This window comes from Acuticoccus kandeliae (assembly GCF_003073115.1).
Genome location: NZ_QBBV01000004.1, coordinates 585,817 through 612,016 on the forward strand (window position 1 = coordinate 585,817; position 26,200 = coordinate 612,016).

General features: G+C 67.6%; 22 protein-coding genes. 15 read left to right on the plus strand and 7 right to left on the minus strand.

Translation table 11 applies throughout. From position 1 onward, the window contains the following. Nucleotides 1–328 precede the first annotated feature (328 nt). From DBV35_RS25850 to DBV35_RS25875, 6 genes are all read left to right on the plus strand, one after another. Nucleotides 329–1,684, plus strand: a complete 1,356-nt coding sequence (locus tag DBV35_RS25850; RefSeq protein ID WP_108663260.1) for an ABC transporter substrate-binding protein — start codon at nt 329–331, stop codon at nt 1,682–1,684. A 113-nt stretch (nt 1,685–1,797) separates the two neighbouring features. Next, nucleotides 1,798–2,814 (plus strand): branched-chain amino acid ABC transporter permease, encoded by a 1,017-nt coding sequence (locus DBV35_RS25855; protein WP_108663261.1) that lies wholly within the window; start codon nt 1,798–1,800, stop codon nt 2,812–2,814. A gap of 130 nt (nt 2,815–2,944) precedes the next feature. Next, nucleotides 2,945–4,063 carry a branched-chain amino acid ABC transporter permease gene (locus DBV35_RS25860; protein WP_108663478.1) on the plus strand — a complete coding sequence of 373 codons (1,119 nt, stop codon included), beginning with the start codon at nt 2,945–2,947 and terminating at the stop codon, nt 4,061–4,063. Continuing rightward, nucleotides 4,060–4,821 carry an ABC transporter ATP-binding protein gene (locus tag DBV35_RS25865; RefSeq protein WP_108663262.1) on the plus strand — a complete coding sequence of 254 codons (762 nt, stop codon included), beginning with the start codon at nt 4,060–4,062 and terminating at the stop codon, nt 4,819–4,821. Before DBV35_RS25860 ends, DBV35_RS25865 begins: the two co-directional genes overlap by 4 nt. After that, a complete protein-coding gene (locus DBV35_RS25870) occupies nt 4,821–5,579 on the plus strand; it encodes an ABC transporter ATP-binding protein (RefSeq protein WP_108663263.1) in 759 nt (252 codons plus the stop codon). The genes DBV35_RS25865 and DBV35_RS25870 overlap by 1 nt, the downstream gene beginning before the upstream one ends. Nucleotides 5,580–5,710: 131 nt before the next feature. Beyond that, entirely contained in the window at nt 5,711–6,772 is a 1,062-nt protein-coding gene (locus DBV35_RS25875; RefSeq protein ID WP_108663264.1) for a dipeptidase, read from the plus strand. Between the two features lie 31 nt (nt 6,773–6,803). Here DBV35_RS25875 and DBV35_RS25880 read toward each other — a convergent pair whose 3' ends face one another. The 4 genes from DBV35_RS25880 to DBV35_RS25895 all read right to left on the minus strand — a co-directional run bounded on the left by DBV35_RS25880 (nt 6,804) and on the right by DBV35_RS25895 (nt 13,151). Continuing rightward, nucleotides 6,804–7,388: an ABC-type transport auxiliary lipoprotein family protein gene (locus DBV35_RS25880; RefSeq protein ID WP_108663265.1), complete on the minus strand. Its 585-nt coding sequence runs from the start codon at nt 7,386–7,388 to the stop codon at nt 6,804–6,806. Next, nucleotides 7,385–11,116: an MlaD family protein gene (locus DBV35_RS25885; RefSeq protein ID WP_108663266.1), complete on the minus strand. Its 3,732-nt coding sequence runs from the start codon at nt 11,114–11,116 to the stop codon at nt 7,385–7,387. Before DBV35_RS25885 ends, DBV35_RS25880 begins: the two co-directional genes overlap by 4 nt. Nucleotides 11,117–11,190: 74 nt before the next feature. Further along, a complete protein-coding gene (locus DBV35_RS25890) occupies nt 11,191–12,009 on the minus strand; it encodes an ABC transporter ATP-binding protein (protein WP_108663267.1) in 819 nt (272 codons plus the stop codon). Then, nucleotides 12,006–13,151 (minus strand): ABC transporter permease, encoded by a 1,146-nt coding sequence (locus DBV35_RS25895; protein WP_108663268.1) that lies wholly within the window; start codon nt 13,149–13,151, stop codon nt 12,006–12,008. Before DBV35_RS25895 ends, DBV35_RS25890 begins: the two co-directional genes overlap by 4 nt. 128 nt (nt 13,152–13,279) lie before the next feature. Here DBV35_RS25895 and dgcN point away from each other — a divergent pair, with 128 nt between their 5' ends. Together dgcN and dgcA are read left to right on the plus strand one after the other, a co-directional pair. Next, nucleotides 13,280–14,293, plus strand: coding sequence for an N-acetyltransferase DgcN (gene dgcN / locus DBV35_RS25900; RefSeq protein ID WP_108663269.1), 1,014 nt, complete (start codon nt 13,280–13,282; stop codon nt 14,291–14,293). After that, nucleotides 14,287–15,270 carry an N-acetyl-D-Glu racemase DgcA gene (gene dgcA, locus DBV35_RS25905; protein WP_425428502.1) on the plus strand — a complete coding sequence of 328 codons (984 nt, stop codon included), beginning with the start codon at nt 14,287–14,289 and terminating at the stop codon, nt 15,268–15,270. Before dgcN ends, dgcA begins: the two co-directional genes overlap by 7 nt. A 12-nt stretch (nt 15,271–15,282) precedes the next feature. Here the strand turns inward: dgcA and DBV35_RS25910 are convergent, their stop codons facing one another. Together DBV35_RS25910 and DBV35_RS25915 are read right to left on the minus strand one after the other, a co-directional pair. Continuing rightward, on the minus strand, nt 15,283–16,299 hold the full coding sequence (locus tag DBV35_RS25910) for a threonine ammonia-lyase (RefSeq protein ID WP_108663271.1): 1,017 nt from the start codon (nt 16,297–16,299) through the stop codon (nt 15,283–15,285). Nucleotides 16,300–16,302: 3 nt separating this feature from the next. Beyond that, nucleotides 16,303–17,133, minus strand: coding sequence for a phosphodiesterase (locus tag DBV35_RS25915; protein WP_157961990.1), 831 nt, complete (start codon nt 17,131–17,133; stop codon nt 16,303–16,305). Nucleotides 17,134–17,248: 115 nt separating this feature from the next. Between DBV35_RS25915 and DBV35_RS25920 the strand changes: the two genes are divergently transcribed. The 3 genes from DBV35_RS25920 (at nt 17,249) to DBV35_RS25930 (ending at nt 20,111) form a co-directional block, all read left to right on the plus strand. Then, nucleotides 17,249–18,904 carry an ArnT family glycosyltransferase gene (locus tag DBV35_RS25920; RefSeq protein ID WP_108663272.1) on the plus strand — a complete coding sequence of 552 codons (1,656 nt, stop codon included), beginning with the start codon at nt 17,249–17,251 and terminating at the stop codon, nt 18,902–18,904. Nucleotides 18,905–19,039: 135 nt separating this feature from the next. Beyond that, entirely contained in the window at nt 19,040–19,786 is a 747-nt protein-coding gene (locus DBV35_RS25925; protein WP_108663273.1) for a glycosyltransferase family 2 protein, read from the plus strand. Further along, nucleotides 19,779–20,111, plus strand: coding sequence for a lipid-A-disaccharide synthase N-terminal domain-containing protein (locus DBV35_RS25930; protein WP_108663274.1), 333 nt, complete (start codon nt 19,779–19,781; stop codon nt 20,109–20,111). Before DBV35_RS25925 ends, DBV35_RS25930 begins: the two co-directional genes overlap by 8 nt. 43 nt (nt 20,112–20,154) lie before the next feature. Here the strand turns inward: DBV35_RS25930 and metC are convergent, their stop codons facing one another. Then, entirely contained in the window at nt 20,155–21,333 is a 1,179-nt protein-coding gene (metC, locus tag DBV35_RS25935) for a cystathionine beta-lyase (protein ID WP_108663275.1), read from the minus strand. A gap of 163 nt (nt 21,334–21,496) precedes the next feature. Here metC and DBV35_RS25940 point away from each other — a divergent pair, with 163 nt between their 5' ends. The 4 genes from DBV35_RS25940 to DBV35_RS25955 all read left to right on the plus strand — a co-directional run bounded on the left by DBV35_RS25940 (nt 21,497) and on the right by DBV35_RS25955 (nt 26,107). Then, entirely contained in the window at nt 21,497–22,519 is a 1,023-nt protein-coding gene (locus DBV35_RS25940) for an amino acid ABC transporter substrate-binding protein (protein WP_108663276.1), read from the plus strand. Nucleotides 22,520–22,595: 76 nt separating this feature from the next. Further along, entirely contained in the window at nt 22,596–23,987 is a 1,392-nt protein-coding gene (locus DBV35_RS25945; RefSeq protein WP_108663277.1) for an amino acid ABC transporter permease, read from the plus strand. A 1-nt stretch (nt 23,988) separates the two neighbouring features. Then, on the plus strand, nt 23,989–25,299 hold the full coding sequence (locus DBV35_RS25950; RefSeq protein WP_108663278.1) for an amino acid ABC transporter permease: 1,311 nt from the start codon (nt 23,989–23,991) through the stop codon (nt 25,297–25,299). 58 nt (nt 25,300–25,357) lie between these two features. Then, nucleotides 25,358–26,107: an amino acid ABC transporter ATP-binding protein gene (locus DBV35_RS25955; protein WP_170135051.1), complete on the plus strand. Its 750-nt coding sequence runs from the start codon at nt 25,358–25,360 to the stop codon at nt 26,105–26,107. Nucleotides 26,108–26,200 lie beyond the last annotated feature (93 nt).

Genomic DNA, 26,200 nt, shown 5'->3' on the forward strand with positions numbered 1-26,200 from the left:
TTTCTTGGCAATAGACTCACAAGTTTACAGAGCTTTGCAAGTCCTAAGCGCGCGGCACGCGAACTTTACCGCAGCTTCACCGACCGGCCACTCCGTCCCGTGGAAGGTGCCCGCGCGGCCGGTTTCGTTGTCGCCACCCCGCCGACAGCAAACGATCGCGCGGGGATACGGCCTGTGATTGAGTTTACAGACAAAGTCCGCGTCGAGCGTGAATTTTACAAAAGTTTGACACGCGCCGACCTTCGCCTTGTGACCCGCTGACGCACTGAATTAGACGTAATTGAGGCACAGAAGCCAGCTCACGAGCTTCGGCCAAGGGAGGACTTTCATGACCATCTTAAAGCGTCCGTCTCGTCGCGGGTTTCTTCAAGGAACTGCGATCGCCGGCGTCTCGCTGGCGGCGCCGACCTTCTTCACGCGCAATGCGTGGGCCGAGGAGAATTTCTGCAACGCGCCGAAGGGTGCGAACGTCGTCTTCGGCTTCAACGTGCCCCAGACCGGGCCCTATGCCGACGAAGGCGCGGACGAGCTGCGCGCGTATGAGCTTGCCGTGGAGCACCTCAACGGCGAAGGCGACGGCGGCATGCTGAACACCTTTAAGCCATCATCGCTCAAGGGCAACGGCGTCCTCGGCAAGAAGATCCAGTTCGTCACCGGCGACACGCAGACGAAGTCGGACGCCGCGCGCGCCTCGGCCCGCCGGATGATCGAGAAGGACGGCGCGATCATGATCTCCGGCGGCTCCTCGTCGGGCGTCGCCGTGGCCGTGCAGAGCCTCGCGCAGGAAATCGGCGTCGTCTACATGTGCGGCCTGACGCACTCCAACGACACGACCGGCAAGGACAAGCGGCGCTACGGCTTCCGCCACTTCTTCAACGCCTACATGTCCGGCATCGCGCTCGGCTCGGTGCTCGCCGAGGCCTACGGCAAGGAACGCCGCGCCTACCACCTCACCGCCGACTACACCTGGGGCTGGACGCAGGAAGAATCCATCAAGAACGCCACCGAGGCGCAGGGCTGGCAGACGGTGCAGACCGTGCGCACCCCGCTCGGCGCCGGCGACTTCTCGCAGTATCTCACGCCGGTCCTCAACTCGGGCGCCGACGTGCTGATCCTCAACCACTATGGCGGCGACATGGTGAACTCGCTGACCCAGGCGGTGCAGTTCGGCATGCGCGACAAGCAGGTGAACGGCAAGCAGTTCGAGATCGTCGTGCCGCTCTACTCGGAGCTGATGGCCGAGGGCGCGGGCGAGAACGTGAAGGGCATCTTCGGCACGTCCAACTGGAGCTGGCAGCTCCAGGACGAGGGCACGAAGGCGTTCGCCAAGTCGTTCGGCCAGAAGTACGGCCGTCCGCCGTCGCAGGCCGCGCAGACCTGCTACGTGCAGGCCCTCCTCTACGCCAATGCCGCCGAGACCGCCGGCACCTTCTATCCGCCCGAGCTGATCAAGGCGCTGGAAGGCTTCGAGTTCGACGGCATGGGCAACGGGCCGACGCTCTATCGCGGCGAGGACCACCAGTGCTTCAAGGACGTGCTCGTGGTGCAGGGCAACGAAGCCGCGACCTCGCAGTACGATCTCCTCAAGGTCTACAAGATCGTGCCGCGTGACCAGGTCACGTACGACGCTTCGATCTTCGGCGGCGAGCTCGGCCCCTACGAAGTGGCCGGCTGCAGCGCCTGATACCTGACTGAAACCGGGGCCGGTCCACCGCCGGCCCCCTTGAATGCGACTTGCGACCGCGGCCCTTCGGCCGCGGCGTTGACGCCTTGCGGCCGCACGCGACGGGGAGTGCGATGGACGCCATTCTTCTTCAACTCTTGAACGGGCTCGACAAGGGGGGCGCCTACGCGCTCATCGCCCTTGGCCTGACCCTCACCTTCGGCACCCTCGGTGTCGTCAATTTCGCCCACGGCGCGCTCTTCATGCTGGGCGCCTTCTGTGCCGTCGGCCTCCAGGAGATCCTCACGCTGTCCGTGCGGATCCGGGACGAATCGATCACCTTCTTCGAGGCCTACAAGGAAGAGCCCTATCTCATCCTGTGGTTCGGCGACACGGGCGCCGCGATCATAGACTGGGTGGTGCCGCTCTCTGTGCTCATCACGATCCCCCTGATGCTGCTCGTCGGGGTGATCTTCGAGCGCGGCCTGATCCGCTTCTTCTACAAGCGCCCCCACGCCGAGCAGATCCTCGTGACCTTCGGTCTCGCGATCGTCATCCAGGAGCTGATCAAGGCGGGCTTCGGGGCGAACCCGATCCCGATCTCCGCGCCGGAAATCGTGCGCGGCTCGGCCGATATCGGCGCGATGCTGGGGCTCAGCGGCGTGATCACCTATCCCTGGTGGCGCATCATCTACCTCTTCTCCTCGCTCGCGATCATCGGCGGCGTGTTCGCCTTCCTGAACCTCACCACCTACGGCATGGTGGTGCGCGCCGGCATGGCCGACCGTGAGACGGTCCAGCTCCTCGGCATCAACATCCAGCGCCGCTTCACCGTGGTCTTCGGCCTCGCGGCCATCGTCGCGGGCCTCGCGGGCGCGCTCTACACGCCGATCCTCACGCCGAACTACCACATCGGGATGGACTTCCTGGTCCTCTCCTTCGTCGTGGTCGTGGTCGGCGGCATGGGCTCGCTGGGCGGCGCGGTCCTCGCCGGCTTCCTGCTCGGCATCCTGCAATCCTTCGCCTCGCTGAACGAGGTGAAGTCGATCCTGCCCGGCATCGACCAGATCATCATCTACCTCGTCGCCGTCGTGGTGCTCCTCGCGCGTCCGCGCGGGCTTCTCGGCCGCCGTGGCGTCATGGAGGCGTAGGACAATCATGGACACCACACCCCACACCCCGAAGACGGGTGGTGCGGCCGGCGCCATGGGCGAGCCGCACAGCGCCCACTACCACACCAAGCAGGAGCTGCCGACGCAGCTCCCGCCCCTCGGCCCCGACATGCGGCCCCTGTGGCCGCCGAAGGCCGACATCCTGATGACGGTCGTGTTCGCCATCGTGGTGTTCACGATGCCGATCTGGCTCCAGCCCTTCGGCGCGGCCTATCCGGACCTGATGCAGCGCTTCGCGATCTTCGGGATCTTCGCGATCGGCTTCAACATCCTGTTCGGCCTGACGGGCTACCTCTCCTTCGGCCACGCCGCCTTCCTCGGCGTCGGCTCCTATGCGGCGGTGTGGTCGTTTAAGCTCCTCTCCTTGAACATCGTGCCGGCGATCATCCTGTCGGTCCTCATCGCGGGCGTCTTCGCGGCGGCGATCGGCTACGTCTCGCTGCGGCGCTCGGGCATCTACTTCTCGATCCTGACGCTCGCCTTCGCGCAGATGTGCTACAACCTCGCCTATTCGGTGCTGACCCCCATCACCAACGGCGAGACGGGCCTGCGGGTTCTGCGCGACGACCCGCGCATCATCGACACCGTCTTCGGCACGGCCGAGGTCGCGATCCCGCGGGCGAGCTTCTTCGGCATCCAGATGACGGGCATGGCCGGGTTCTGGGCCTGCGCGATCTGCCTGATGGTCGCCTTCTATATCGCGCTGCGCATCACGCGCTCGCCCTTCGGCATGATGCTGCGCGGCATCAAGTCGAACCAGACGCGCATGGCCTATGTCGGCTTCAACACGCGCCCCTACACGCTCACCGCCTTCGTCGTGTCGGGCATGTATGCCGGCCTCGCCGGCGCGCTTCTCGCGGTCGTCGACCCGCTCGCGGGCGCTGAGCGCATGCAGTGGACGGCGTCGGGCGAAGTCGTCCTGATGACGATCCTCGGCGGCGCGGGCACCCTCCTCGGCCCCTTCATCGGCGCGGTTCTCATCAAATATTTCGAGAACATCTTCTCCGCCCTCGGCCACACGACGCTTGTCGACGTCTTCTCCTTCCTGCCCGACGGCGCGCGCGACGTGGTCGTGACCATCGTCTCGCCCTTCGTCGGCGAAGGCTGGCACCTCACCCTCGGTGTGCTCTTCGTCCTCGTGGTCATCTTCCTGCCAGGCGGGCTGACCGAAGGCTTCAGGCGGATCGCCCGGCTCTTCACCGGCCGCAAGACGGAAAAGTCGTCATGAAAGAGAATGCCGTTCTCCACGTCGCGGACGTTCAGAAGAACTTCGCGGGCCTGCGCGCCCTCTCCGACATCGATCTGACGATCGAGGAGGGAAAGACCCACGCGATCATCGGCCCCAACGGGGCGGGCAAGTCGACGCTCCTCAATGTGTGCGTCGGCCGCATCGCCCCGGACGAAGGTGCGGTGGTGTTCAAGGGCAAGGTGATCACCGGCAAGAAGCCGCACGAGATCAACCAGCTCGGCATCGCCCGCGTCTTCCAGACGCCGGAGATCTTCCCGGACCTCACGCTCCTGCAGAACGTGATGGCCCCCGCCTACGCCAAGCGCGACGGCGCGGTCCGGCTGAACCTCCTCTCCGCGCTCGATGCCGACAAGGACATCCGCGCCGAGGCCGAGCACATCCTCCTCGATGTCGGCCTCATCGAGAAAAGGCACGACGAGGCCGCCTCGCTCTCGCGCGGCGACAAGCGCCGGCTGGAGCTGGCGATGTGCCTCGTCCAGCACCCTTCGCTCCTCCTCCTCGACGAGCCGACCGCGGGCATGAGCCGGCTCGACACCAACCGCACCATCGATCTCCTCAAGCGGATCAAGGAGCGGGGCATGACCAAGGTGATCATCGAGCACGACATGCACGTCGTCTTCTCCCTCGCCGACAAGGTCTCGGTGCTGGCGCAAGGGCGGATCATCGCCGAGGGCACCCCCGACGAGGTGCGCCGCGACCCCAAGGTCCAGGAAGCCTATCTCGGAGGAGCGCACTGATGAGCGCCGTCGACACGCACGCCGCGCCCGCCCGCAACGCGGCGCCCGGCACCCAGCCCTATTTCTCCTGCGAGGACGTGCACGCCTATTATGGCGAGAGCTACATCGTCCAGGGCGTCTCCTTCGCGGTGAACGAGGGCGAGGTCGTCGCCCTCCTCGGCCGCAACGGCGCCGGCAAGACCTCCACGCTGCGCACCATCGCGCGGATGGACAACCCGCAGATGCGCGGCGGCAAGATCCACCTCGGCGGGCACGACCTCACCCGCATGACCTCCTACGAGGCGGCCCGCCTCGGCCTCCAGCTGGTGCCAGAGGACCGGCGGATCATCCCCGGCCTCACGGTGGAGGAGAACCTGAAGCTCAGCCAGATCGCCGAGCCGAAGGGTTGGGAGATCGAGCGCATCTACTCCCACTTCCCCCGCCTCGCCGAACGGCGGCGGCAGGAGGCGGTGACGATGTCGGGCGGCGAGCAGCAGATGCTGGCGGTCGCCCGCGCGCTCGCCCGCGACCTGAAGCTCCTCCTCCTCGACGAGCCCTATGAGGGTCTCGCCCCGGTCATCGTCCACGAGATCGAGGCGATCGTCAGCGAGATCAAATCCCTCGGCATCACGACGATCATGGTCGAGCAGAACGCGATCGCCGCGCTCAACCTCGCCGACCGCGCCATCATCATGGACATGGGCGAGATCGTCTACACGGGGTCGGCAGCCGACGTGCTCGCCGACAAGGCGCTGCGAGAAGAATATCTCGCCGTCTGACGGGGCCCGGCGGCCGGCACGCGACGTCGCACCGCGCGTGCCGGCCAAAACCCCGCGCTTGCGGTCCTCCCCGGCGGGTCGGATGATGGCGTGCGCCGCGGCGCCCCCGCCACCATCTCGAGGATTGTTCCTTGGCCGAGCCGACCCTGCCGCCGATCTTTGACGGCCACAACGACATCCTGTCGAAACTCGCGGCGAGCGGCCCGTCGGGCGCGATCGCCCGCTTCCGCTCCAACCCGTCCAGCGCGATCGACAGCGCGCGGGCGAAGACCGGCGGTTTCCGGGGCGGCTTCTTCGCCGTGTGGATCCCCTCCACCAACATCGCCGGGCTCGACTATTCGGCGATGGCGAAATCGCGCTTCAGCGTCCCCCTCCCCCCGGAGGTGCCGCACGATTCGGCCGTGGCTGCAGCGGCGACGCAGATCTCGATCCTCACCAACCTGGAGCGCGCCGGCGAGGTCACGATCTGCAAGAGCGCCGAGATGCTGGAAGGCGCGATAACGTCAGACGGCCCCCTCGCCGCGATCCTCCACATCGAGGGTGCGGAGGCGATCGACCGCGACCTCGCCCTTCTCGACGTCTTCCACGCGGCGGGCCTGCGCTCGCTCGGCCCCGTCTGGAGCCGGCCGAACCGGTTCGGCAACGGCGTCCCCTTCCGCTTCCCGACGACACCCGACACCGGCCCCGGCCTCACGCCGGACGGGTTCCGCCTCGTCGAGCGCTGCAACGCGCTGCGCATCATGGTGGACCTCTCCCACATCACCGAGCAGGGCTTCTGGGACGTCGCCAAGCGCTCGGCCCACCCGCTCGTCGCGACCCACTCCAACGCGCATGCCCTGTGCGCCTCGGCGCGCAACCTCACCGACAAGCAGCTCGACGCGATCGCGGAGACCAAGGGGATGGTGGGCGTCAATTTCGCGACCGCGTTCCTGCGCGAGGACGGGCGGATGATCGCGGAGGTGCCGCTGACGCGCATCCTCGACCATATCGACCACCTCCTCGCCCATCTCGGCGAAGACGGGGTCGGGCTCGGCTCGGACTATGACGGCGCGCTGGTGCCGGACGAGATCACCGGCATCGACCAGCTCCCCCGCCTGCGCGCGCTCCTCCTGGAGCGCTACGGCGCGGCGCTGACGGAGAAGATCTGCTGGCGCAACTGGGTGCGTGTCGCGCGGGCGACCTGGGGCGCCTGACGCGCCCTTCCCCACGCGCGGGAGGATCGCCTCAGATCTGGGCGAGCGTCCAGTTCACCACGTCGACGGCGAGTCGCTGCACGGCCTGGTTCATGCCGGCCGCCGCCGTCTCGACCTGGTCGTTCGAGATCGGCACCACGGTGTCGAAGATGCGGCTCGACATCACCCGGCCGTTGCTGTCGTTCAGGAGCTTGACCGACACTTCCACGCGGGCGCGGTCCGAGCCGTAGGTCTCGACCTGGAAGGCGCGGACCTCGGTCACGATCTGGTAGTTGATGAGGAGGCTCTGCCCGGGCAGGCCCACCGCATCGACACGGCCGGTGTTCTGGAAGGTGTCGAGGAGGACGCGCTGGAGGACGCGGGGCGCCACGTCCTGATAGGCGACTTCCGGATAGTAGGAGAGCGTCAGCTCGGTCGGCTTGACGGCGATCTTGCTGGTGTTCAGCGCCTCGAGCGCGCGCGGCTCGGGCACCAGGATCTGCGCCCGCGTGCCCCGGCTGACCGGCGGGCTCGACATGGCCGACAGCTCATAGATCGCGCTGACTTTCTCGCCGCCGCCGCAGCCGGCGACGACGAGAACCCCGAGTAGCGCAAGGACAGAGGCAAGCCCTCTCATCGGCGTTGCGGCTGATAGCGGGGGCCGCTCGGACCGCCGAAGATGACGCGGCTCGGATCTCTGTCAAAACTCGACACGGCGCTCTCAATCGAAACCAGAGTACTTCTACCTTGGTTGAGGAGGGCACGCAGATCGTCAAGGCCACCATTCGAGAAGCGGGCCACGCTCCCCGCGATTTGGTCGGCGCGTGACGCAAATGCTGCAGCAACTTCATTAACCGAACGCGCCGCGTTGCTGACATTTGCGATGAGACCCTGGATCGGACCGTCGAGGAGGCGGTTCGCGCGGGTCATCACCGAGCCGACTTCTTCGGAGGCTTCCTCCAGGTTCTCGGCGATCCGCTGCACCCGGTCGACGATCTGCTTCAGCGTCCCGTCCTCGCCGCCCATCGTGCCGAGGGCGTCGTTGAGGCCGCGGGCCGCCTGCGAGATGTTGTCGATTGCCTGCCCGATCTCGCCGGTGCGCGCCGCGATCGCCGAGGCGATGGAGCGGACGTCGGCGATGATGTCGTTGATCGCCTCCGTGTTCACCTCCGAGAGCGTCTCGGACACCGACTGCACCGCCTGGTCGACCCCGTTCATGATGTCGGAGACGCGCGGGGCGGCGTTGCCGAGCTCGGTCGCGAAGGCGGTCACGCTGTCGATCGCGTTGCCGATCGCCCCGGCGCGGGCCGAGACGGCGGTCGTGACCTCGTCCACCTTGCGCGCGGCGTCGCCGGCCGTCGCGAGGATCTGGGTGAAGTCCTCCCGCGCCCCCGAGAGCGTCGTCGTCACGTCGCGCACATTGGTGACGATGGTCGACACCGCCGTCGGGTCGATGGCGCCGAGCGCGTCGGAGAAGTTCGCGACGCCCGGCTCGACCCGCTGGAGGAGGTTCGGCAGGCCGTCCGCGAAGGTGCGCGCGCTCGCGACCGTCGCGTTCACGTTGTCGATCGTGGTGCCGATCGCCTCCTGGCGGGCGGCGATGGTGTCGACCACGCCGCGCACGTTGGTGGCGATCGCCTGCGCGTCGGTGGTCGTCGCCTCGACGCTCGCGACGATGCGGGTGATCGCCGGCCCCTGCTGGCGCAGCGAGGTGGCGAGGCTCTGAAGGTCGGTGACGACCCCCTGGATCGCCTCGCGATCGATCGACTGGAGCACCTGGGAGACGTTCTCGATCCCCGGCTGGAGCGTCTCGACGAGACCGGGCAGGGTCGACGCGAAATTCTGCGCCGAGAGCGAGATCGCGTCGATCCGGTCGATCACCTCGCCGATCTGCGGCGTGCGCGTGGAGATCGCGGTCGCGACCTCCTCGATCCGGCTCGCCGCACCGTTGGCGCTGTCGATCATCGCGGTGATCGTGCCCTGCTTCTCGCTGATCGCGGTGATGAAGCTCGCAACGTCACGCTGGATCGCGCCGATGGCCTCCGGGTCGAGCGCGGAGAGCGCGTCGCCGGCATTGCGGATGCCGGGCTCGAGCGCGTCGATCGCGCCGCTCAGCTTGCCCGTCGCGGCCTGCACGTCGGTCACGACGCGCGAGGCGTTGTCGACCATCGTGCCGATCTCCTCGGACCGCGAGGAGATCGCGGCGACGAGCGTACGCCCGTCGGCGGCGATCACGCGGGCGTCCGCGACGATGCCGGCAATGGGCTCGCCCTGGGCGGTGATCTGCTCGACGAAGGAGTTCGCGTTCTGGACAATGCTCGAGATCATCGCCGGGTCGATCGCGGAGAGCGCGTCGCCCGCATTGCGCAGGCCCGGCTCGAGCGCGTCGATCACCCCGCCGAGCCGCGCCGTCGCGGCCTGCACGTCGGTCACGACGCGCGAGGCGTTGTCGACCATCGTGCCGATCTCCTCGGACCGCGAGGAGATCGCCGCTACGAGCGTGCGCCCATCGGCGGCGATCACGCGGGCGTCCGCGACGATGCCGGCGATCGGCTCGCCCTGGGCCGTGATCTGTTCGACGAAGGAGTTCGCATTCTGGACGATGTTCGCGATCATCTCCGGATCGATCGAGCCGAGCGCGGTGGAGACGTTCTCGATCCCCGGACGCAGGCTCTCCACGAGTTCAGGCAGCCCCGCGGAGGCCGTGCGGATCGAGGCCGACACGGCTTCGGCATTGTCGATCACGGACGAGATCTGCGGCATCTTCTCCGAAATCGCGGAGGCGATGGACTGGATCTGCTCGGCCGCGCCCGTCGCGCCGGTCACGAGCGATTCGATGTTGCCGGACTGGGCCGACAGCGATGTGGCGAAGGTGCCGATATCGGTGACGACCTTGTTGATCGCCGCCGCGTCGACCGCCTGGACCACGCCGCGCGCGTCGGTGAGGAGGTTGTTCGCCTCGGTGACGAGCTGCGGCGCGCTGTTCGAGGCCTCGCGCAGGTTCGCGATGAGGACGCCCGCATCGTCGAGCGCCTTCTCGATCACGGTGTTGCGCTCGGCGATCGCGCGGGCCACCTGCTCGATGCTCTGAGCGGCGTCGGTCGCGGCGTGCACCAGCGTGCTGAAGGATTCGGTCTCCTCGGCGAGCTTGGAGGTGATCCGGTCCACATTGCCGACGATGCGGGTGACCTGCTCGGGCGTGACGGCGGCGAGCGCCTGGCTGAAGGAATCGATGGCCGGACGCGCGGCGGAGACGGCCTCGCGCGCGTCGCCGATGAGGGCACCCGCATCGTCCACCGCCTTGCCGAGCGCCTCGCGCTTGCCGGCGAGCGTCTCGGTCAGCTCGCGCACATTGCCGCTCACGACGGCCGCGTTGTCGACGAAGGTGCCGATCTCCGCCGAGCGGGTGGAGAGGACGCCCGTCGCGTTGCGGATATTCTCGACGATCTCGCCGATCGACGCCGAATCCACCGACGCGATGACGTCACCGGCCGAGCGGATCGCTTCGCCGAGCACGCCGGCCGCATCGTCGAGGCGGACGACGAGCCCGTTCACGTTGCCGACGATCTGTTCGGCCTGCTGGCTGATCTGCGGCAGCGTGGAGGTGAAGGTCTCGACATTGTCGACGATCTGGCCGACCCGCTCCGGATTGATCGCGGTGAGGATCGTGTTCGCGCTCTGCACGACCGAGGTCACCTGCGGGACGGTCGTCGCGATCGCGCGGCCGGCGTTGGAGACGTCGTCTATGAGGCCGGAGATCTGCGGCGCGGACTCGGCGAGCGCGTCGGTGAAGGTCTTCACGTTCGCGACCACGGTGTTGACGTTGTCGCGGTTGTCGGTGAGCAGCTGGTCGACCGTGTCGAGCGTGGAGTTGAGGCGCTGGAGCACGCTCGTCGCCGTGTCGACGACGTTGGTGAAGGTGGAGGTCGCCGCCTCGATGGTGGGCGGATCGGGGATGCCGTCTTCGTCCTCGTCCACGACCTCCTCGCGGGCGAAGAGGGACGGCGCGGATTCACTGCCGCCGCTCAGCGAGATGTAGGCGACGCCGGTGAGACCCTGGAAGCCGAGCGTCGCGACCGTGTCGGTCTTGATCGGGGCGCGCGGGTTGAGGCGGGTGATCGCGATGACGTTGTCGCCCCCTTCCGGGGCGAATTCGAGGCGCGTCACCTCGCCGACGCGGATGCCGTTGAAGAGGACCGAGCCGCCGTTCGAGAGGCCCGTCACCGGTTCTGGGAAGATGATGCGCACGACCTCCGTCGCCCCCGGTTCGGAGGAACGATAGAGCCAGTAGAGCGACGCGAATGCGCCGAAGAGCACCAGGATCACGAAGGCGCCGATCGCTACATAGTTCGCACGCGTTTCCATCTATCAACTCAGTTTGTCTTGCCGTGCCGTGGCATCGGCGGGAACAGGTTAAGCGGTCGTCAAAACGGCTCGCGTCAACTTTCGCTGACGAATCTCTCGCCGCGAATACCGTGGAAGTATTCACGCACCCAAGGGTGATCAAAACTCAAAAGCTTCTCGATCGGCTCGGCCGCGATGACATGTTTGTCCGCGAGGACGGCAACGCGGTCACACACCGAATAGAGACTGTCGAGGTCGTGGGTCACCATGTAGACGGTGAGGCCCAGCGTGTCGCGAAGGCCCTTGATCAGGCTGTCGAAGGCCGCCGCCGAGATCGGGTCGAGGCCGGAGGTCGGCTCGTCGACGAAGAGGAGCTCCGGGTCGAGGGCGAGCGCGCGGGCGAGGCCGGCGCGCTTGATCATGCCGCCCGAGAGCTCCGAGGGCAGCTTCGTCGCGGCGCTGCGCGACAGGCCCACCATGTCGAGCTTCAGCATGGCGAGCTCGTCCATCAGGCGCTGGCTCATCTTGTGGTTCTCGCGCATCGGCACCTGGATGTTCTCCAGCACCGTCAGCGACGAGAAGAGCGCGCCCATCTGGAACAGCACCCCGTAGCGCTTGTTCATCTCCACCTGCTCGGCGAAGTCCATCTTGTCGATGTCCTCGCCGAACAGAGTGATCGTGCCCTTCTGCTTGGGGACGAGCTCCAGGATGGTGCGCATCAGCACCGACTTGCCTGCGCCCGACGCGCCGACGAAGCCGAGGATCTCTCCCCGCTTCACGTCGAGATCGAGATTCTTGAACACGTTGAAGGAGCCGAACGAGACCGAGACGCCGCGCACCTCGATGACGTTCTCGTCCGCGTTCGATCCGGACTCGAGCGGGATGATGCGCCGATCGGCGACCTCGGCGCTCATATTCCGATCGCCGCGAAGAACATGGCGAAGAGACCGTCGACCACGATGACGAGGAAGATCGCCTTCACGACCGAGCTCGTGGTGTGGCGGCCGAGCGATTCGGAGCTGCCGCCGACCTTCAGCCCCTCGCTGCACGCGACGAGGCCGATGATCAGCGCCATGAACGGCGCCTTCGCGAGCCCGATATAGAATTCGAGCGGCGTCACCGCCTCCTTCAGGCGCTGCATGAAGAGGTCGGGCGTGATGCCGAGATAGAGCCAGGTGATGAGGAGCGCGCCGAACAAGGCCGCGAGCGCGGAGAGGAAGGCGAGCACCGGCAGCGCAATCATCAGCGCCATCAGGCGCGGGACGACGAGCACCTCCACCGGGTCGAGGCCGAGCGTGTGGAGCGCGTCCACCTCCTCGCGCATCCGCATCGAGCCGATCTCGGCGGTGAAGGCCGATCCGGAGCGGCCGGCGACGAGGATCGCGGCGAGGAGCACGCCGATCTCGCGCAGGATGAGGACGCCGGAGAGGTCGACGACGAAGAGCGCCGCGCCGAAGGTGCGCAGATAAAAGCCCGCCTGCTGGGCGATGATGAGGCCGACGAGGAAGCTCATCAGCATCACGATCGGTACCGCGCCGCGGCACGTCCGGTCGAAATTCGACAGGATGGACGTGAGGCGCAGGTGCTTCGGGTTGGCGATCGAAGTCGCGAGGCGCAGGCCGAACACGCCGAGGATCGACAGCAGCGAGACGAGGTCCTTCATCCACATCGTCGCCGAGCGGCCGAGCTCGGTGAGGCCGCGGATGATGGCGTAGGGCCGCCGCTCGTGCGGGAGCGGGTCGGGGATGTGGGCCTCGATCTCGTCGAGCAGGAACTGAACGCGCGGGCTCACCCCGGTCAGCTCCACGCGGCGGCCCTCGAACTCGGCCGACGCGCGCTCGCGGTGGACGATCCAGGCGCCCGAGGAATCGGCCGTGGTGATGCCCGACAGGTCCATCGTCAGGTGCATCGCCTTGCCGCAATCGATCCCGTTGATGGCGGCCTCGGCGTCCGCGGCGTTCGCCACGATCCACGCACCGGAGAAGGCGGCCGTCGTCGTGTCACCGGCGCGGGTGACCTTCACCAAGGGCTGCGTTGACGGGGCGCGTGCGTCCATCGTGTGGCAAAAATCCTTGTCTATGTTAGCTGTTACCGACTTCTCCGGGCTCCGTCACCACTTTGGGACGGGATCCCTGAAAGGCGCCACAATAGTGCTGCAAATTCCTCACAGCAGGATCATTCGCGATGGAACTCGAACAACCATACCTCCTCTTCCTCGGTGACGTGCCGGATGCGCTCGCGGCCAAGACTGCGCTCGGCATCGTGGATTGGAGACGTGAGTGGTGCCTCGGCCAGTGGCGCCTCCCAGGCTGCAAGGCCGACGCCAAGCTACCGGAATTGAACGCCGCCGAGGCTGCGGCGAAGGGCGCGCGCACGATGATCGTCGGCGTCGTGAATGCGGGCGGCAAGCTGCCGGAGCACTGGGTGCAGTCGATCGTCGACGCGCTCGACGCGGGGATGGACGTCGCGGCCGGCCTCCACTCGCGCCTCGGCGACGTGCCGGCCATCGCGGAGGCCGCCGCGCGCAACGGGCGCAAGCTCTTCGACGTGCGCCGCTCCTCCCAGACCTTCGAGACCGGCAAGGGCACGAAGCGGCCCGGCAAGCGCCTCCTCACCGTCGGGACGGACTGCTCGGTCGGCAAGAAATACACCGCCCTCGCCCTCGAGACCGGGATGCGTGAGGCCGGGTTCGACGCGACCTTCTGCGCGACCGGGCAGACGGGCGTCTTCATCTCGGGCCGCGGCGTCGCGATCGACGCCGTCGTCGCCGACTTCATCTCCGGCGCGGCCGAGTGGATCAGCCCCGCGACCGACGAGAATGCCTGGCAGCTCGTCGAGGGTCAGGGCTCGCTCTTCCACCCCTCCTTCGCCGGCGTATCGCTCGGCCTCCTCCATGGCGCGCAGCCGGACGCCTTCGTCGTCTGCCACGAGCCGACGCGCACCAACATGCGCGGCGTGAAGACCCCGCTCCCCTCGATCGGCGACGTCATCGAGATGACGGTCGCGCTCGGCAAATTGACGAACCCGGCGATCCGCCCGGTCGGCATCGCGATCAACACCGCCGCCTTCGAAAATGGGGACGAGGCCCGCGCGATCCTCGACAAGGCGGCAGCAGACTATAACCTTCCCGCGACAGACCCGGTGCGCTTCGGCGTCGGGCCCATCGTGGACCGCATCACCAAAGAGTTCGGATCATGATCAACCTCGCCGTCGCAGCCGAGGAGTTCCCCATCGCCTCCTCGTTCAACATCTCCCGCGAGCGGCGGACGATCGCGCGCGTGGTGGTGGTGAGTCTGACCGACGGCGACCATGTGGGGCGCGGCGAGTCCGTGCCCTACCCGCGCTATGGCGAGAGCGTCGAGGGCGTGATCGCGGACATCGAGGCGATGGCCGAGGCGATCGGCGGCGGCATGGACCGTTTCGCCCTGCGCGAGGCCATGAAGGCCGGCGCGGCGCGCAACGCGATCGACTGCGCGCTCATCGACCTCGAGGCCAAGCGCACCGGCCGCCATGCCGGCGACATCCTCGGTATCACGCCCCAGCCCCTCCTCACCGCCTACACGATCGTGCTCGACGAGCCGCAGGTGATGGCGGAGAAGGCGCGCGCGGCGAGTGCCTACCCGCTCCTCAAGGTCAAGCTCGGCGCACCGCAGGACGACGAGGCCCGCATCGCCGCCGTGCGCAAGGCGCGGCCCGACGCAAAGCTGATCGTCGACGCCAACGAGGGCTGGAACGAGCGCAACCTCCTCATCAACATGCGCGCGTGCGCCAATGTCGGGGTGGAGCTCATCGAGCAGCCGCTGCCGGCCGGGCGCGACGGCGTCCTCGCCTCGATCTCCCACCCGGTCCCGGTCTGCGCGGACGAGAGCGTCCACCTCACCAAGGACCTCGAAAAGCTCGTGAAGCGCTATGACGCGGTGAACGTGAAGCTCGACAAGACCGGCGGCGTGACCGAGGCGCTCGACATGATCACGGCGGCGCGCGGGCTCGGCTTCAAGGTGATGATGGGCTGCATGCTCACCACCTCGCTCGGCATCGCCCCGGCGGTCTACACCGCCCAGGGCGCCGACTATGTGGACCTCGACGGCCCGCTCCTCCTCGCCCACGACCGCTCGCCGGGGCTGATCTTCGAGGAGTCGAAGGTGTTCCCGCCGCTCCCCGAACTCTGGGGCTGAGCGGGCGGCCGGTCAGGCGACCGGCGCGGCCGAATCGAGCGCGGCCTTGATCGTGGCGGGATCGGCGTTGCCGCCCGACAGGACGACGACGACCGTCTCCCCCTTCGCCGCGAGCATCCCTTCGAGCAGGGCGGCGATGCCGATGACGCCGCCCGGCTCCCCGACCAGCTTGAACTCGTTCATCACGAAGCCCATCGCCCGCAGGAGCGCCGGGTCCGGCACCGCATAGCCCGGCGACAGGAGCTGGCGGTGGATGAGGAATGTGTTCTCACCCGGCATGTCGGCGAGGAGCGCGTCGGCGATCGAGCCCGACTTCTGCGCGTTGGCGACGCGGCTCCCGGCCTGGAGCGAGCGGGTGAGGTCGTCGAACGCCTCGGGCTCGGCCGGCTGGGCGATGATGCCCGGCATCCGGTCCGACAGCGCGATGGAGACGCCGGCAATGAGGCCGCCCCCGCTGACGGGCACGATCACGCGGTCCGCGATGACGCCCATCCTGGCGAGGTCGTCGGCGATCTCGAGGCCGATCGTCCCCTGCCCGGCCATCACGCCCGGATCGTCATAGGGGTGGATGAAGGTCGCGCCGGTCCGCTCCGCGATATCCGTCGCGATGGCGAGCCGGTCCTCGGTGACGCGGTCGTACGGCACCACGGTGGCGCCGGAGCGCTCGGTCCGCGCGCGCTTGATGGCGGGGGCGTCGTTCGGCATCACGATGGTCGCCGGCACCGCGAAGAGGCGCGCGGCCTCGGCGACGCCCTGCGCGTGGTTGCCGGAGGAGCAGGCGACGACGCCGCGCGCCCGCACGTCCTCCGGGATCATCGCGATGCGGTTGTAGGCGCCGCGGAACTTGAACGAGCCGGTGCGCTGGAGGCACTCCGCCTTCACGAACACCCGCGCCCCGGTGCGCGCGTCGAGCGCGGGGGTGGAGAGCAGCGGGGTCCGCACGGCCATGCCCGACAGGCGGGCGGCGGCCGCTTCCACATCGGCGATGGTGATGGGAAGCGCGGAGGAGGCGGCGTCGAGAACGCTCATCGTTCAACCTTCCAGTGTCTCGTCGCCCCCAAAGACGACGGGCGGGCCGAAATCGTCAACATAGCCCACATGGGAAATCGCGCGGCCGCGCCGCACGATGTGGATGCCGTAGGCGGGCGGCTCCATGACCATGCCCGGCGGATCGCTGGGGCTCAGCGCGAGCTGCACCTGGTGCGCGACGCCCGGCACCGCGATCACCGGCACCCCGGCCACCTCGCCGACGATCGTGCGGTGGACGTGGCCGCAGACGATCCGCAGCACGTTCTCGTTGCGCGCGATCACCTCGGCGAAGGCCGACGCATCGGTGAGGGCGATGCGGTCCATGAAGGGGATGCCGACCTCGAAGGGCGGATGGTGCATCGCGACGAGGGTCGGGCCCGCGCGCAGCAGCGTCTCCTCCAGCCAGTCGAGCTGCTCGCCGCCGAGCGTGCCGTGGTGCTGCCCGTCGGCGAGCCCGTCGACCGACGTGTCGAGCGAGACGACGGTGACGCCGCCGATTTCCACCGCATGGCAGACCTTGCCCGGCACGCGCGGGTCGCGCACCCCCGGAAAGGCGGCGAAGACCGAGCGCAGCACCTCGGTCGAATCGTGGTTGCCGGGGACGACGAGCACCGGCGCGGAGAAGCGCGCGAGCAGCATCGCGGCCCGCGCATAGGCCTCCTCCTCGCCGAGATCGGCGAGGTCGCCGGTGACGAGCACCGCGTCCACGTCCGGGTGCTTCGCGTTCACCGTGTCGACGGCGGCGGCGACGAACCTGTCGGCATCGACCGTCCCCAGCGTCATGGTGCCGGGCGGGCGCAGGTGCAGATCGGTCAGATGGGCAAACACTGGCATGCGCGGCCCATAGCAGGGGGCGGAGGCCCGCGCCATATGGGCGCGCCCGTGGGGCGGCTCTGTTGCATCGGTGCCGATGGACAAGGCCCCTCCGGCCGGACTAGATGCGCGCGCAATGCCCGCCGCAGCACAGACCCCCTCCGCGCCGCAACGCGCCCACGGCCTCCTCGTCGCCGCCGCTCTCCTCTTCCTGGCGGCGATCGCGCTGTCATACCTGCCGGGCATCGCCTCGGTACCGCCGATCGACCGGGACGAGCCGCGCTACACGCAGGCGACCAAGCAGATGGTCGAGACTGGCGACTATGTGCGCATCCGCTTCCAGGAAGCGCCGCGCCACAAGAAGCCGATCGGGATCCACTGGCTCCAGGCCGGCGCTGTGGCGCTGAGCGGAGACGGTGCGGCCGCGCCGCTCTGGGTCTACCGCATCCCCTCCTTCCTCGGCGCGACGGCGGCGATGCTGCTCACGGCCTGGGCCGCGCGCGCCTTCCTGCCGCTCGGCGCCGCCCTCACAGTCGGCGCGCTGCTCGGCGCGACGATCATTATGGGGGTCGAGGCGCGTCTCGCGAAGACCGACGCCGTGCTCCTCGCGACCGTCGTCGCGATGCAGGGCGCGCTCGCCCGTGTCTGGCTCGCGGAGCGAAAATCCTGGGCGATGCCAATCCTCTTCTGGGTGGCGCTCTCATGCGGCATCCTCGTGAAGGGGCCGATCGCGCCCATGGTGGCGGCGCTCACCATCATCGTGCTCGCCATCGCCTCGGGGCGGCAGCTCCTCGGGCGCCTGCGCGTCCTGCCGGGCATCGTGATCCTCGCCGCGATCTGCCTGCCCTGGTTTCTCGCCATCTACTTCGCGACCGACGGCGCCTTCTTCGAGGCCGCGCTCGGGCGTGACTTCCTCGGCAAGGCGGCGACCGGCCAGGAGGGACACGGCGCGCCGCCGCTCGCCCACCTCGCCACCTTCTTCGCCGTCGGCTGGCCGCTCGCCCCGCTCGCGCTCGCGGCGGCCTGGAAGATCTGGAAGCGGCGGGGGCCGGCCTTCCTCTTCGCCTTCGCCTGGGTCGTCCCGTCCTGGATCGTGTTCGAGCTGGTGCCGACCAAGCTGCCGCACTACACGCTGCCGCTCGTCCCCGGCATCGCGCTCGCGACCGTCGCGGCCCTCTCCGAGGTCGCGCCGACGCGCCTCCTGCGCCGCCTCGCGGCCGTCCTCCTCGCAGCGATCCCCGTCGCGCTCGTCGCCGTGATCCCCGGCCTCTACATCGTCTTCGGCGCACCGGTCCCCTGGGTCGCCGTCGCGCTCGCGATCGTCGCCGCGGTCGCGGCGCTCACCGCCGCCCGCGCCATCTGGCAGGGGGCGCCGCTCCTGTCGCCCAGCGTCATCGCACCGGCGCTCGCGGGCGCCATCATCGCGCAGGCGACGGTCTGGGGCATCGCGCTCCCCGGCCTCTCCCCGATCTGGGTGAGCCCGCGCCTCGTCGCGGCGGCGGAAGCGAACGCGGGGTGCGAGAATCCGCGCCTCATCTCGATCGGCTTCAACGAGCCGAGCATGATCTTCCTCGCCGGCACCGACACAGGCCTCCTCTCGCCGGAGGAAGCGGTCAAGGAAGTGCAGGAGGGCTGCGCCATCATCGCCTCGCGCGCCCGCTTCGTGCCGGAGGTCGAGGCCGCCGCGGCGGCCGCCGGCCTCACGCTCGAGACGGCCGGCGTCGTCGACGGCTTCAACATTTCGAAAGGCGATCCGGTCAGTCTGACCCTGTTCCGCCCCGCGACTCGCTGACCCGGCCGCGGCGGGGGATATCGCGCCGCCGCGGGGCGCCGTTCTCGCCGAACCTTGCCGTTGACCTCGCAACGGTTGTATCGGACGGAGCGGCCCGTCGTGCAGCGCACCGCCGCACCGTTCCCGGAAAGGCCCATGGAATTCCCCAGATCACAGCGTCCCGCGATCACGATCATCATTCCCGCGAAGGATGAGGCAGGGTCGATCGGCGACCTCCTGCGCGAGATCAATGCCGGCCCGCTGACCGAACCGTTCGAGATCGTCGTCGTCGATGACGGCTCCACCGACGGGACGGGCGAGGCCGTGCGCGCGGCGGGTCTGCCCAATGTGCGCCTCCTCAGCCACCCCTTCTCCGGCGGCAAGTCGCGCGCGATCCGCGCCGGCGCGCAGGCCGCCTTCGGCGACATCCTCGTCACCATGGACGGGGACGGGCAGAACGACCCGCGTTACCTCGCCGACCTCGTCGCCCCGCTGGCCGACCCCGCGGTCGGCCTCGTCGCGGGCCAGCGCACGCGGCGCCATGACGGGTGGCGCAAGAAGTTCGTCTCCAAGGTCGCCAACCGGATGCGGCGCGCGATGCTCGCCGACGACACGCGCGACACCGCCTGCGGCCTCAAGGCCATGCGGCGCGCGCCCTATCTGAAGCTTCCCTTTTTCGACAACAATCATCGCTTCTACCCCGCGCTGTTCATGCGCGAAGGCTGGCAGATCGCCCATGTCGAGGTCGCGGACCGGCCGCGCACCACGGGTCAGTCCAAATATGGCGTCCTCGACCGCGCGCTCGTCGGCCTGCCGGACCTTCTCGGCGTGTGGTGGCTGCGCCGGCGCGCCCACCGCCGGCCGGAGGCGAGCGAAGTCATCCTGGAGAGAGTGAATGAGTAGTGTGCTGGCGGACCTCGGACAGTGGTTCCATGAGGTCTTCGTCGAGCAGTTCGACGTGTGGATCGCCATCGGCTTCTTCGCCCAGGCGATGTTCTCGGCCCGCTTCATCATCCAGTGGCTGGCCTCGGAGCGGGCGGGCCGCTCGGTCGTGCCGGTCGCCTTCTGGTTCTTCTCGATCGGGGGCGGGGCGATCCTTTTCGTCTACGCCCTCTATCGCCAGGACCCGGTCTTCATCGCGGGCCAGGGGGCGGGCCTCCTGATCTACGCCCGGAACCTGTGGCTGATCTTCCGCGAGCGCCGCTCCGCCCTCGCCGAGACGGCCTGAGCCGCGCCGGGGACAGCCCCGGCGCGCTCTTCTCGATCGCGGCTCAGCCCGCGAACGCCGCGAGGCCCCGGTCGAGATCCTCGATCAGGTCCTGCGGGTCCTCGAGGCCGATGTGCAGGCGGATCAGCTGCTCGTCCTCCGGCCACGTCGTCGCGGTGCGCACGCGCTGGACCATCGGCAGCGTGGCCAGGCTCTCGAACCCGCCCCACGAGAATCCGATCCCGAAGAGGTCGAGCGTGTCGACGACGCGCGCGGCCGACTCCCGGTCGCCCTTCAGCGTGATGGCGAAGAGGCCCGTCGCGCCGCTGAAGTCGCGCTTCCAGATCTCGTGCCCCGGCGCACCCGGCAGCGCCGGATAGAGGACGCGGTGGACGCGCGGGTCGGCGGCGAGCCATTCGGCAACGATGCGCGCATTGCGTTGGTGCCGCTCCAGGCGGACGTCGAGCGTCTTCACACCGCGATAGGTGAGGTAGACGTCGTCCGGGCCGACATGCTCGCCCCACTCGTCCCAGGTCTTCTTCACCTTCTCGGCAGCCTCGCCGTTCGCCGAGATTGTGCCCAAAAGAAGGTCAGAATGCCCGGCGATGTATTTTGTCGCGGCATGCATCGAAATGTCGCAGCCATGGTCGAGCGGGCGGAAATAAAGCGGCGTCGCCCACGTGTTGTCGAGCATCACCGTCGCGCCGACCTCCTTCGCCATTCCGGCAAGAAGCGGCACGTCCGGCACCTCGAAGGTCAGCGAGCCCGGCGCTTCCAGGAACACCGCGGCGGTCGGTGACTTCAGGAGCCTGGCGTAGGTCTCGACGTCGAGCGGGTCGAAATAGACGACCTCGACCCCGAAGCGGGTCAGGAAACCGTCGCAGAATTTGCGGGTCGGCGCGTAGGCATTGTCAACGATGAGGACGCGGTCCCCGGCCTTCGTCACCGCGGCGAGCGGGACGGTGCAGGCGACGAGGCCGGTCGGCACCAGAATCGTCGATTCCGAGCCCTCCAGCGCGTTCATGACATTGCAGAGCGCGTCGACGCCGGGGCTGCCTCTACGGCCATAGGTATAGCGCTGGGTTCCCGCGAAGCTGGTTTCCACATCCGGAAAAAGCACGGTGGAGGCGTGCACCACTGGCGGATTGACGAACCCGAAAAACTCCGCGGGATCGTTGCCTGTTCGGGCAATTTGGGTTGCCCTGCGGTAGCGGCTCGCCGCGGTGTCGCGCTGATCCTTCATTCGAATGTCCTTTAAGAACTTGGCGTCGTTCGGTTTGTTTGCTTATGCTCGCACTCAGCCATGCAATCTCAGCTGGCAGAGTTGTCTGAGTCCGGCATGTTTTTTGCTACCCCGGCCCCAGCGACTGAACCAGAACCGTCGCCCCAATGGAGAGAGCGAACTGATGAAACTGCTGACATTGGCGACTGCCACGGCCGTTGCCGGCCTGGTCGTCGCGACTGGCGCGCAAGCGCAGACCCTTCAACAAGTGAAGGATCGTGGCAATCTTATCTGCGGGATCAACACCGGCCTCGTCGGCTTCGCGTTCACGGATGCCCAGGGCAACTGGCAGGGCTTCGACGTCGCGATCTGCAAGGCGATCTCGGCAGCGATCTTCGGGGACCCCTCGAAGGTCGAGTACAAGTCCCTCACCGGCAAGACGCGCTTCAGCGCCCTTGCCTCTGGCGAAGTCGACGTCCTGTCGCGCAACAGCACCTGGACCTTCTCGCGCGACACCGACCTGAAGCTCGATTTCGTCGGCGTCAATTATTATGACGGCCAGGGCTTCATCGTGCCGAAGTCGCTCGGCGTGACCTCCGCCCTCGAGCTCGACGGCGCCACCGTCTGCATCCAGACCGGCACCACCACCGAGCTGAACCTCGCGGACTATTTCCGCGCCAACAACATGAGCTACGAGCCGGTTCCGATCGAGACGGAAGCGGAAGCCAAGCAGAAGTTCCTCGCGAACGCCTGCGACGCCTTCACGACCGACGCTTCGGGCCTCGCCGCCTCCCGCTCGTCCTACCCGAACCCGACCGACTATCTGATCCTCCCCGAGATTATTTCGAAGGAGCCGCTCGGCCCCGTCGTCCGTCATGGCGACAACGAGTGGGGTGATCTGGTCCGCTGGGTCCTCAATTCCCTCATCGTCGCCGAAGAGTATGGCGTGACGAAGGACAACGCTGTCGAGCTCGGCGCCGCTGCCGGCGATTCGCCGGAAGTGAACCGCCTCCTCGGCACCGAGGGCGAGTATGGCGCCATGCTCGGCCTCCCGACCGACTGGGCGGTCAAGGTGATTTCGTCGGTGGGCAACTACGGTGAGCTCTTCGACGAGTATCTCGGCCCGGACACCCCGGTCGGTCTCGAGCGCGGGCTCAACGCGCTCTACACCGACGGTGGCATCCTCTACGCGCCGCCGTTCCGCTAAGCGCCGAAATCCGGGGCGTGGACTTCAGGTCCACGCCCCTTTCGCATCCGGAGACCGCAATGAGCAAGCGTCCGCAATGAGCGTCGTGACAAGCCCCGACGCACCCTCCTTCCGCATCGAAATGCTGTGGCGGGACGAGCGATATCGCTCTGGCTTCATCCAGGCGATCACCATGATGATCCTGATGTTGGTCGTTGCCTGGCTCGTCAACAACACCGTTGCCAACCTCGCCGCCCTCGGCAAGGACTTCAATTTCAGCTTCCTCTGGCAGCCTGCCGGATACGACATCAACCAGCGCCTCATCTCCTATACGAGCACCGACACCAACGCGCGCGCCGCGCTCGTCGGGATCATCAACACGCTGCTCGTCGCGGGCCTCGGCTGTCTGACGGCCACGATCATCGGCATCGCTGCCGGTGTGCTGCGCCTCTCGAAGAACTGGCTCATCTCCAAGATGATGACCTTCTATGTCGAGGGCTTCCGCAACGTCCCCGTCCTTCTCTGGATCCTTCTGACGGCCACCGTCGTCAACGAGTCGCTGCCCGCCCCGCGCGCCTTCCGCGACCTCGAGACCGGCGCGATCGTCGCCACCAATCGCGGCATCTACGTCCCGCGTCCGCTGTTCGAGAGCGGGTGGCCCGTCCTCCTCATCGTCACGCTCCTGTCCATCGCGGGCGTCGTCCTCTTCACGCGCTACTCGCGGCGTCACCAGGAGACGACCGGCTTCCAGCTCCCGCCGATGAGCTCCATGGCGCGCTGGGCGATCGCGGGCGTCATCGGCGTCCTCTCCGCCTTCGTGACGGCGAAGATCCTCTTCGTCCTCCTGTCCTTCACGCCGCTCGAGGAAGGCAATTTCGCGATCATCGCGCTCGGCTCGCTCGCAGCGATCCTCGTCGGCGCCGCGATGGTCCGGTGGGCCTACGATTCGCAGGTCCCCGCGATCACGATCCTCATCCTCGTGATCCCGACCGTCATCGTCTATTACCTGCTCGGCCGGCCGGTCACCCTCGAATATCCGACCCTTCAGGGCTTCAACTTCCAGGGCGGCATCCAGCTGCGTGACAGCCTCATCGCCCTCTGGCTCGCCCTCTCGCTCTACACCGGCGCCTTCATCGCCGAGATCGTGCGCGCGGGCATCCTGTCGGTGAGCCACGGCCAGACCGAGGCGGCTTACGCCCTCGGCCTGCGGCCGAACCGGACGATGAAGCTCGTCATCCTGCCCCAGGCGCTGCGGGTCATCGTTCCGCCGCTGATCAGCCAGTTCCTGAACCTGACGAAGAATTCCTCCCTCGCGATCGCCGTCGGCTACATGGACGCGACCGGCACGCTCGGCGGCATCACGCTGAACCAGACCGGCCGCGAGATGGAGTGCATCCTTCTCCTGATGGCCTTCTATCTGATCCTGTCGCTGCTGATCTCGCTGGTGATGAACATCTACAACTCCCGCGTGAAACTGGTGGAGCGGTAAGATGAGCGGAACCCACGCCCACACCGTCCCCTACGTCGCCGAGACCCAGTACAAGCAGGAGCCGGCGCCCTCCTCCTCCACCGGCGTGCTCGGCTGGCTCCGGGAGAATCTCTTCTCCTCCTGGACCAACGCGGCCCTCACGGTCCTCTGCCTCGCGATCATCGCGTGGATCGTCCCCGCCTTCCTCGAATGGGCGGTCTTCAAGTCCGTGTGGAACGCGGGCAGCCTCACCGAGTGCCGCGAGATCATCGCGACGCGCTTCGGCGAGGGTGCGCACGGCGCCTGCTGGGCCGTCATCCACGAGCGCTTCGGCCAGCTCCTCTACGGCTTCTATCCGATCGACCTGCGCTGGCGGCCCGACACGGCGGCCCTCCTCCTCGTCGTCGCCATCACGCCGGTCCTCTTCCGCACCATGCGCCCGCTCGTCATCGCGATGGTCGGGCTCCTCGCCATCAAGCTCGCCTTCGCCATCATCTGGCAGGTGACGGGCGACGACGGTCTCGAGACGCTCGTCACCCCGACGACCTTCATCGCCATCATCGCCGGCGCCGTCGCCTACTTCTTCGGGAACGAGCACCAGAAGTCGAAGTGGTTCTATTTCACCCTCGCCTACCCGGTGATCGCCTACTTCCTCCTGTGGGGCGGGCTCATCCTGGAGCCGGTGGAATCCTCCAAGTTCGGCGGCTTCCTGCTGACCATGGTCATCGGCGTCACCGGCATCGCCGGCTCGCTCCCGCTCGGCATCCTGCTCGCGCTCGGGCGCCAGTCGAAGCTGCCGATCCTGAAGATGATCTGCGTGACGTTCATCGAGTTCATCCGCGGCGTGCCGCTGATCACGCTCCTGTTCGTCGCCTCGACGCTGCTCAACTACTTCCTGCCGCCTGGCACGAACTTCGACCTGATCCTGCGCGTCCTCATCATGGTGACGCTGTTCGCGTCGGCCTACATGGCCGAGGTGGTGCGCGGCGGCCTCGCCGCCCTGCCGCGCGGCCAGTATGAGGCGTCCGACACGCTCGGCCTCACCTACTGGCAGGGGATGCGCCTCATCATCCTGCCGCAGGCGCTCAAGATCTCGATCCCCGGCATCGTCAACACCTTCATCGGCCTCTTCAAGGACACGACGCTGGTGGCGGTGATCGGTCTTCTCGACCCGCTGGGCCTCACGAACCCGATCCGCTCCAACTCGGACTGGAACGGCATCGTGTGGGAACTCTACGGGTTCATCGCCCTTCTCTTCTTCATCTGCTGCTGGTCCATGTCGCGCTACTCGATGTTCCTCGAGAAGCGCCTCCGGGCCGCCGACCGACGCTAACAGGAGACTCACCATGGCTAATGTCGCCCAGAACGAGCCGGAAGCCACGCCGGGCACGATGGCGGTCTCCGACGAGGTCGCGATCGATATTGTCGGCCTCAACAAGTGGTACGGGGACTTCCACGTCCTGAAGAATATCGACCTCACCGTGAACAAGGGGGAGCGCATCGTCGTGTGCGGTCCCTCGGGCTCGGGCAAGTCGACCCTCATCCGCTGCATCAACGCGCTCGAGAAGCACCAGAAGGGCAAGATCGTCGTCGCCGGCGTCGAGCTGACCTCGGACCTCAAGAAGATCGACGAGATCCGCCGCGACGTCGGCATGGTGTTCCAGCACTTCAACCTCTTCCCGCACCTCACGATCCTCGAGAACTGCACGCTCGCGCCGATCTGGGTGAAGAAGATGCCGAAGCGCGAGGCGAACGAGATCGCCATGCACTACCTGTCGCGCGTGCGCATTCCGGAGCAGGCCAACAAATATCCGGGCCAGCTCTCCGGCGGCCAGCAGCAGCGCGTGGCGATCGCCCGCGCGCTCTGCATGAACCCGAACGTGATGCTCTTCGACGAGCCGACCTCCGCGCTCGACCCGGAGATGATCAAGGAAGTGCTCGACGTGATGGTCGACCTCGCCCAGACCGGCATGACCATGATCTGCGTGACGCACGAGATGGGCTTCGCCCGTCAGGTCGCGAACCGCGTGGTGTTCATGGACCAGGGCCAGATCGTGGAGAGCAACGCGCCGGAGCCCTTCTTCACGAACCCGCAGCACGAGCGCACGAAGCTCTTCCTCAGCCAGATCCTCGCCCACTGAGGGGGCGTCCGGCGCAGCACGCCGGGCCGAGAGAGACACGAAGGAGGCGCCCCCGGGCGCCTTTTTCTTTGGCCGCGACGTGGCGCGGAGGCG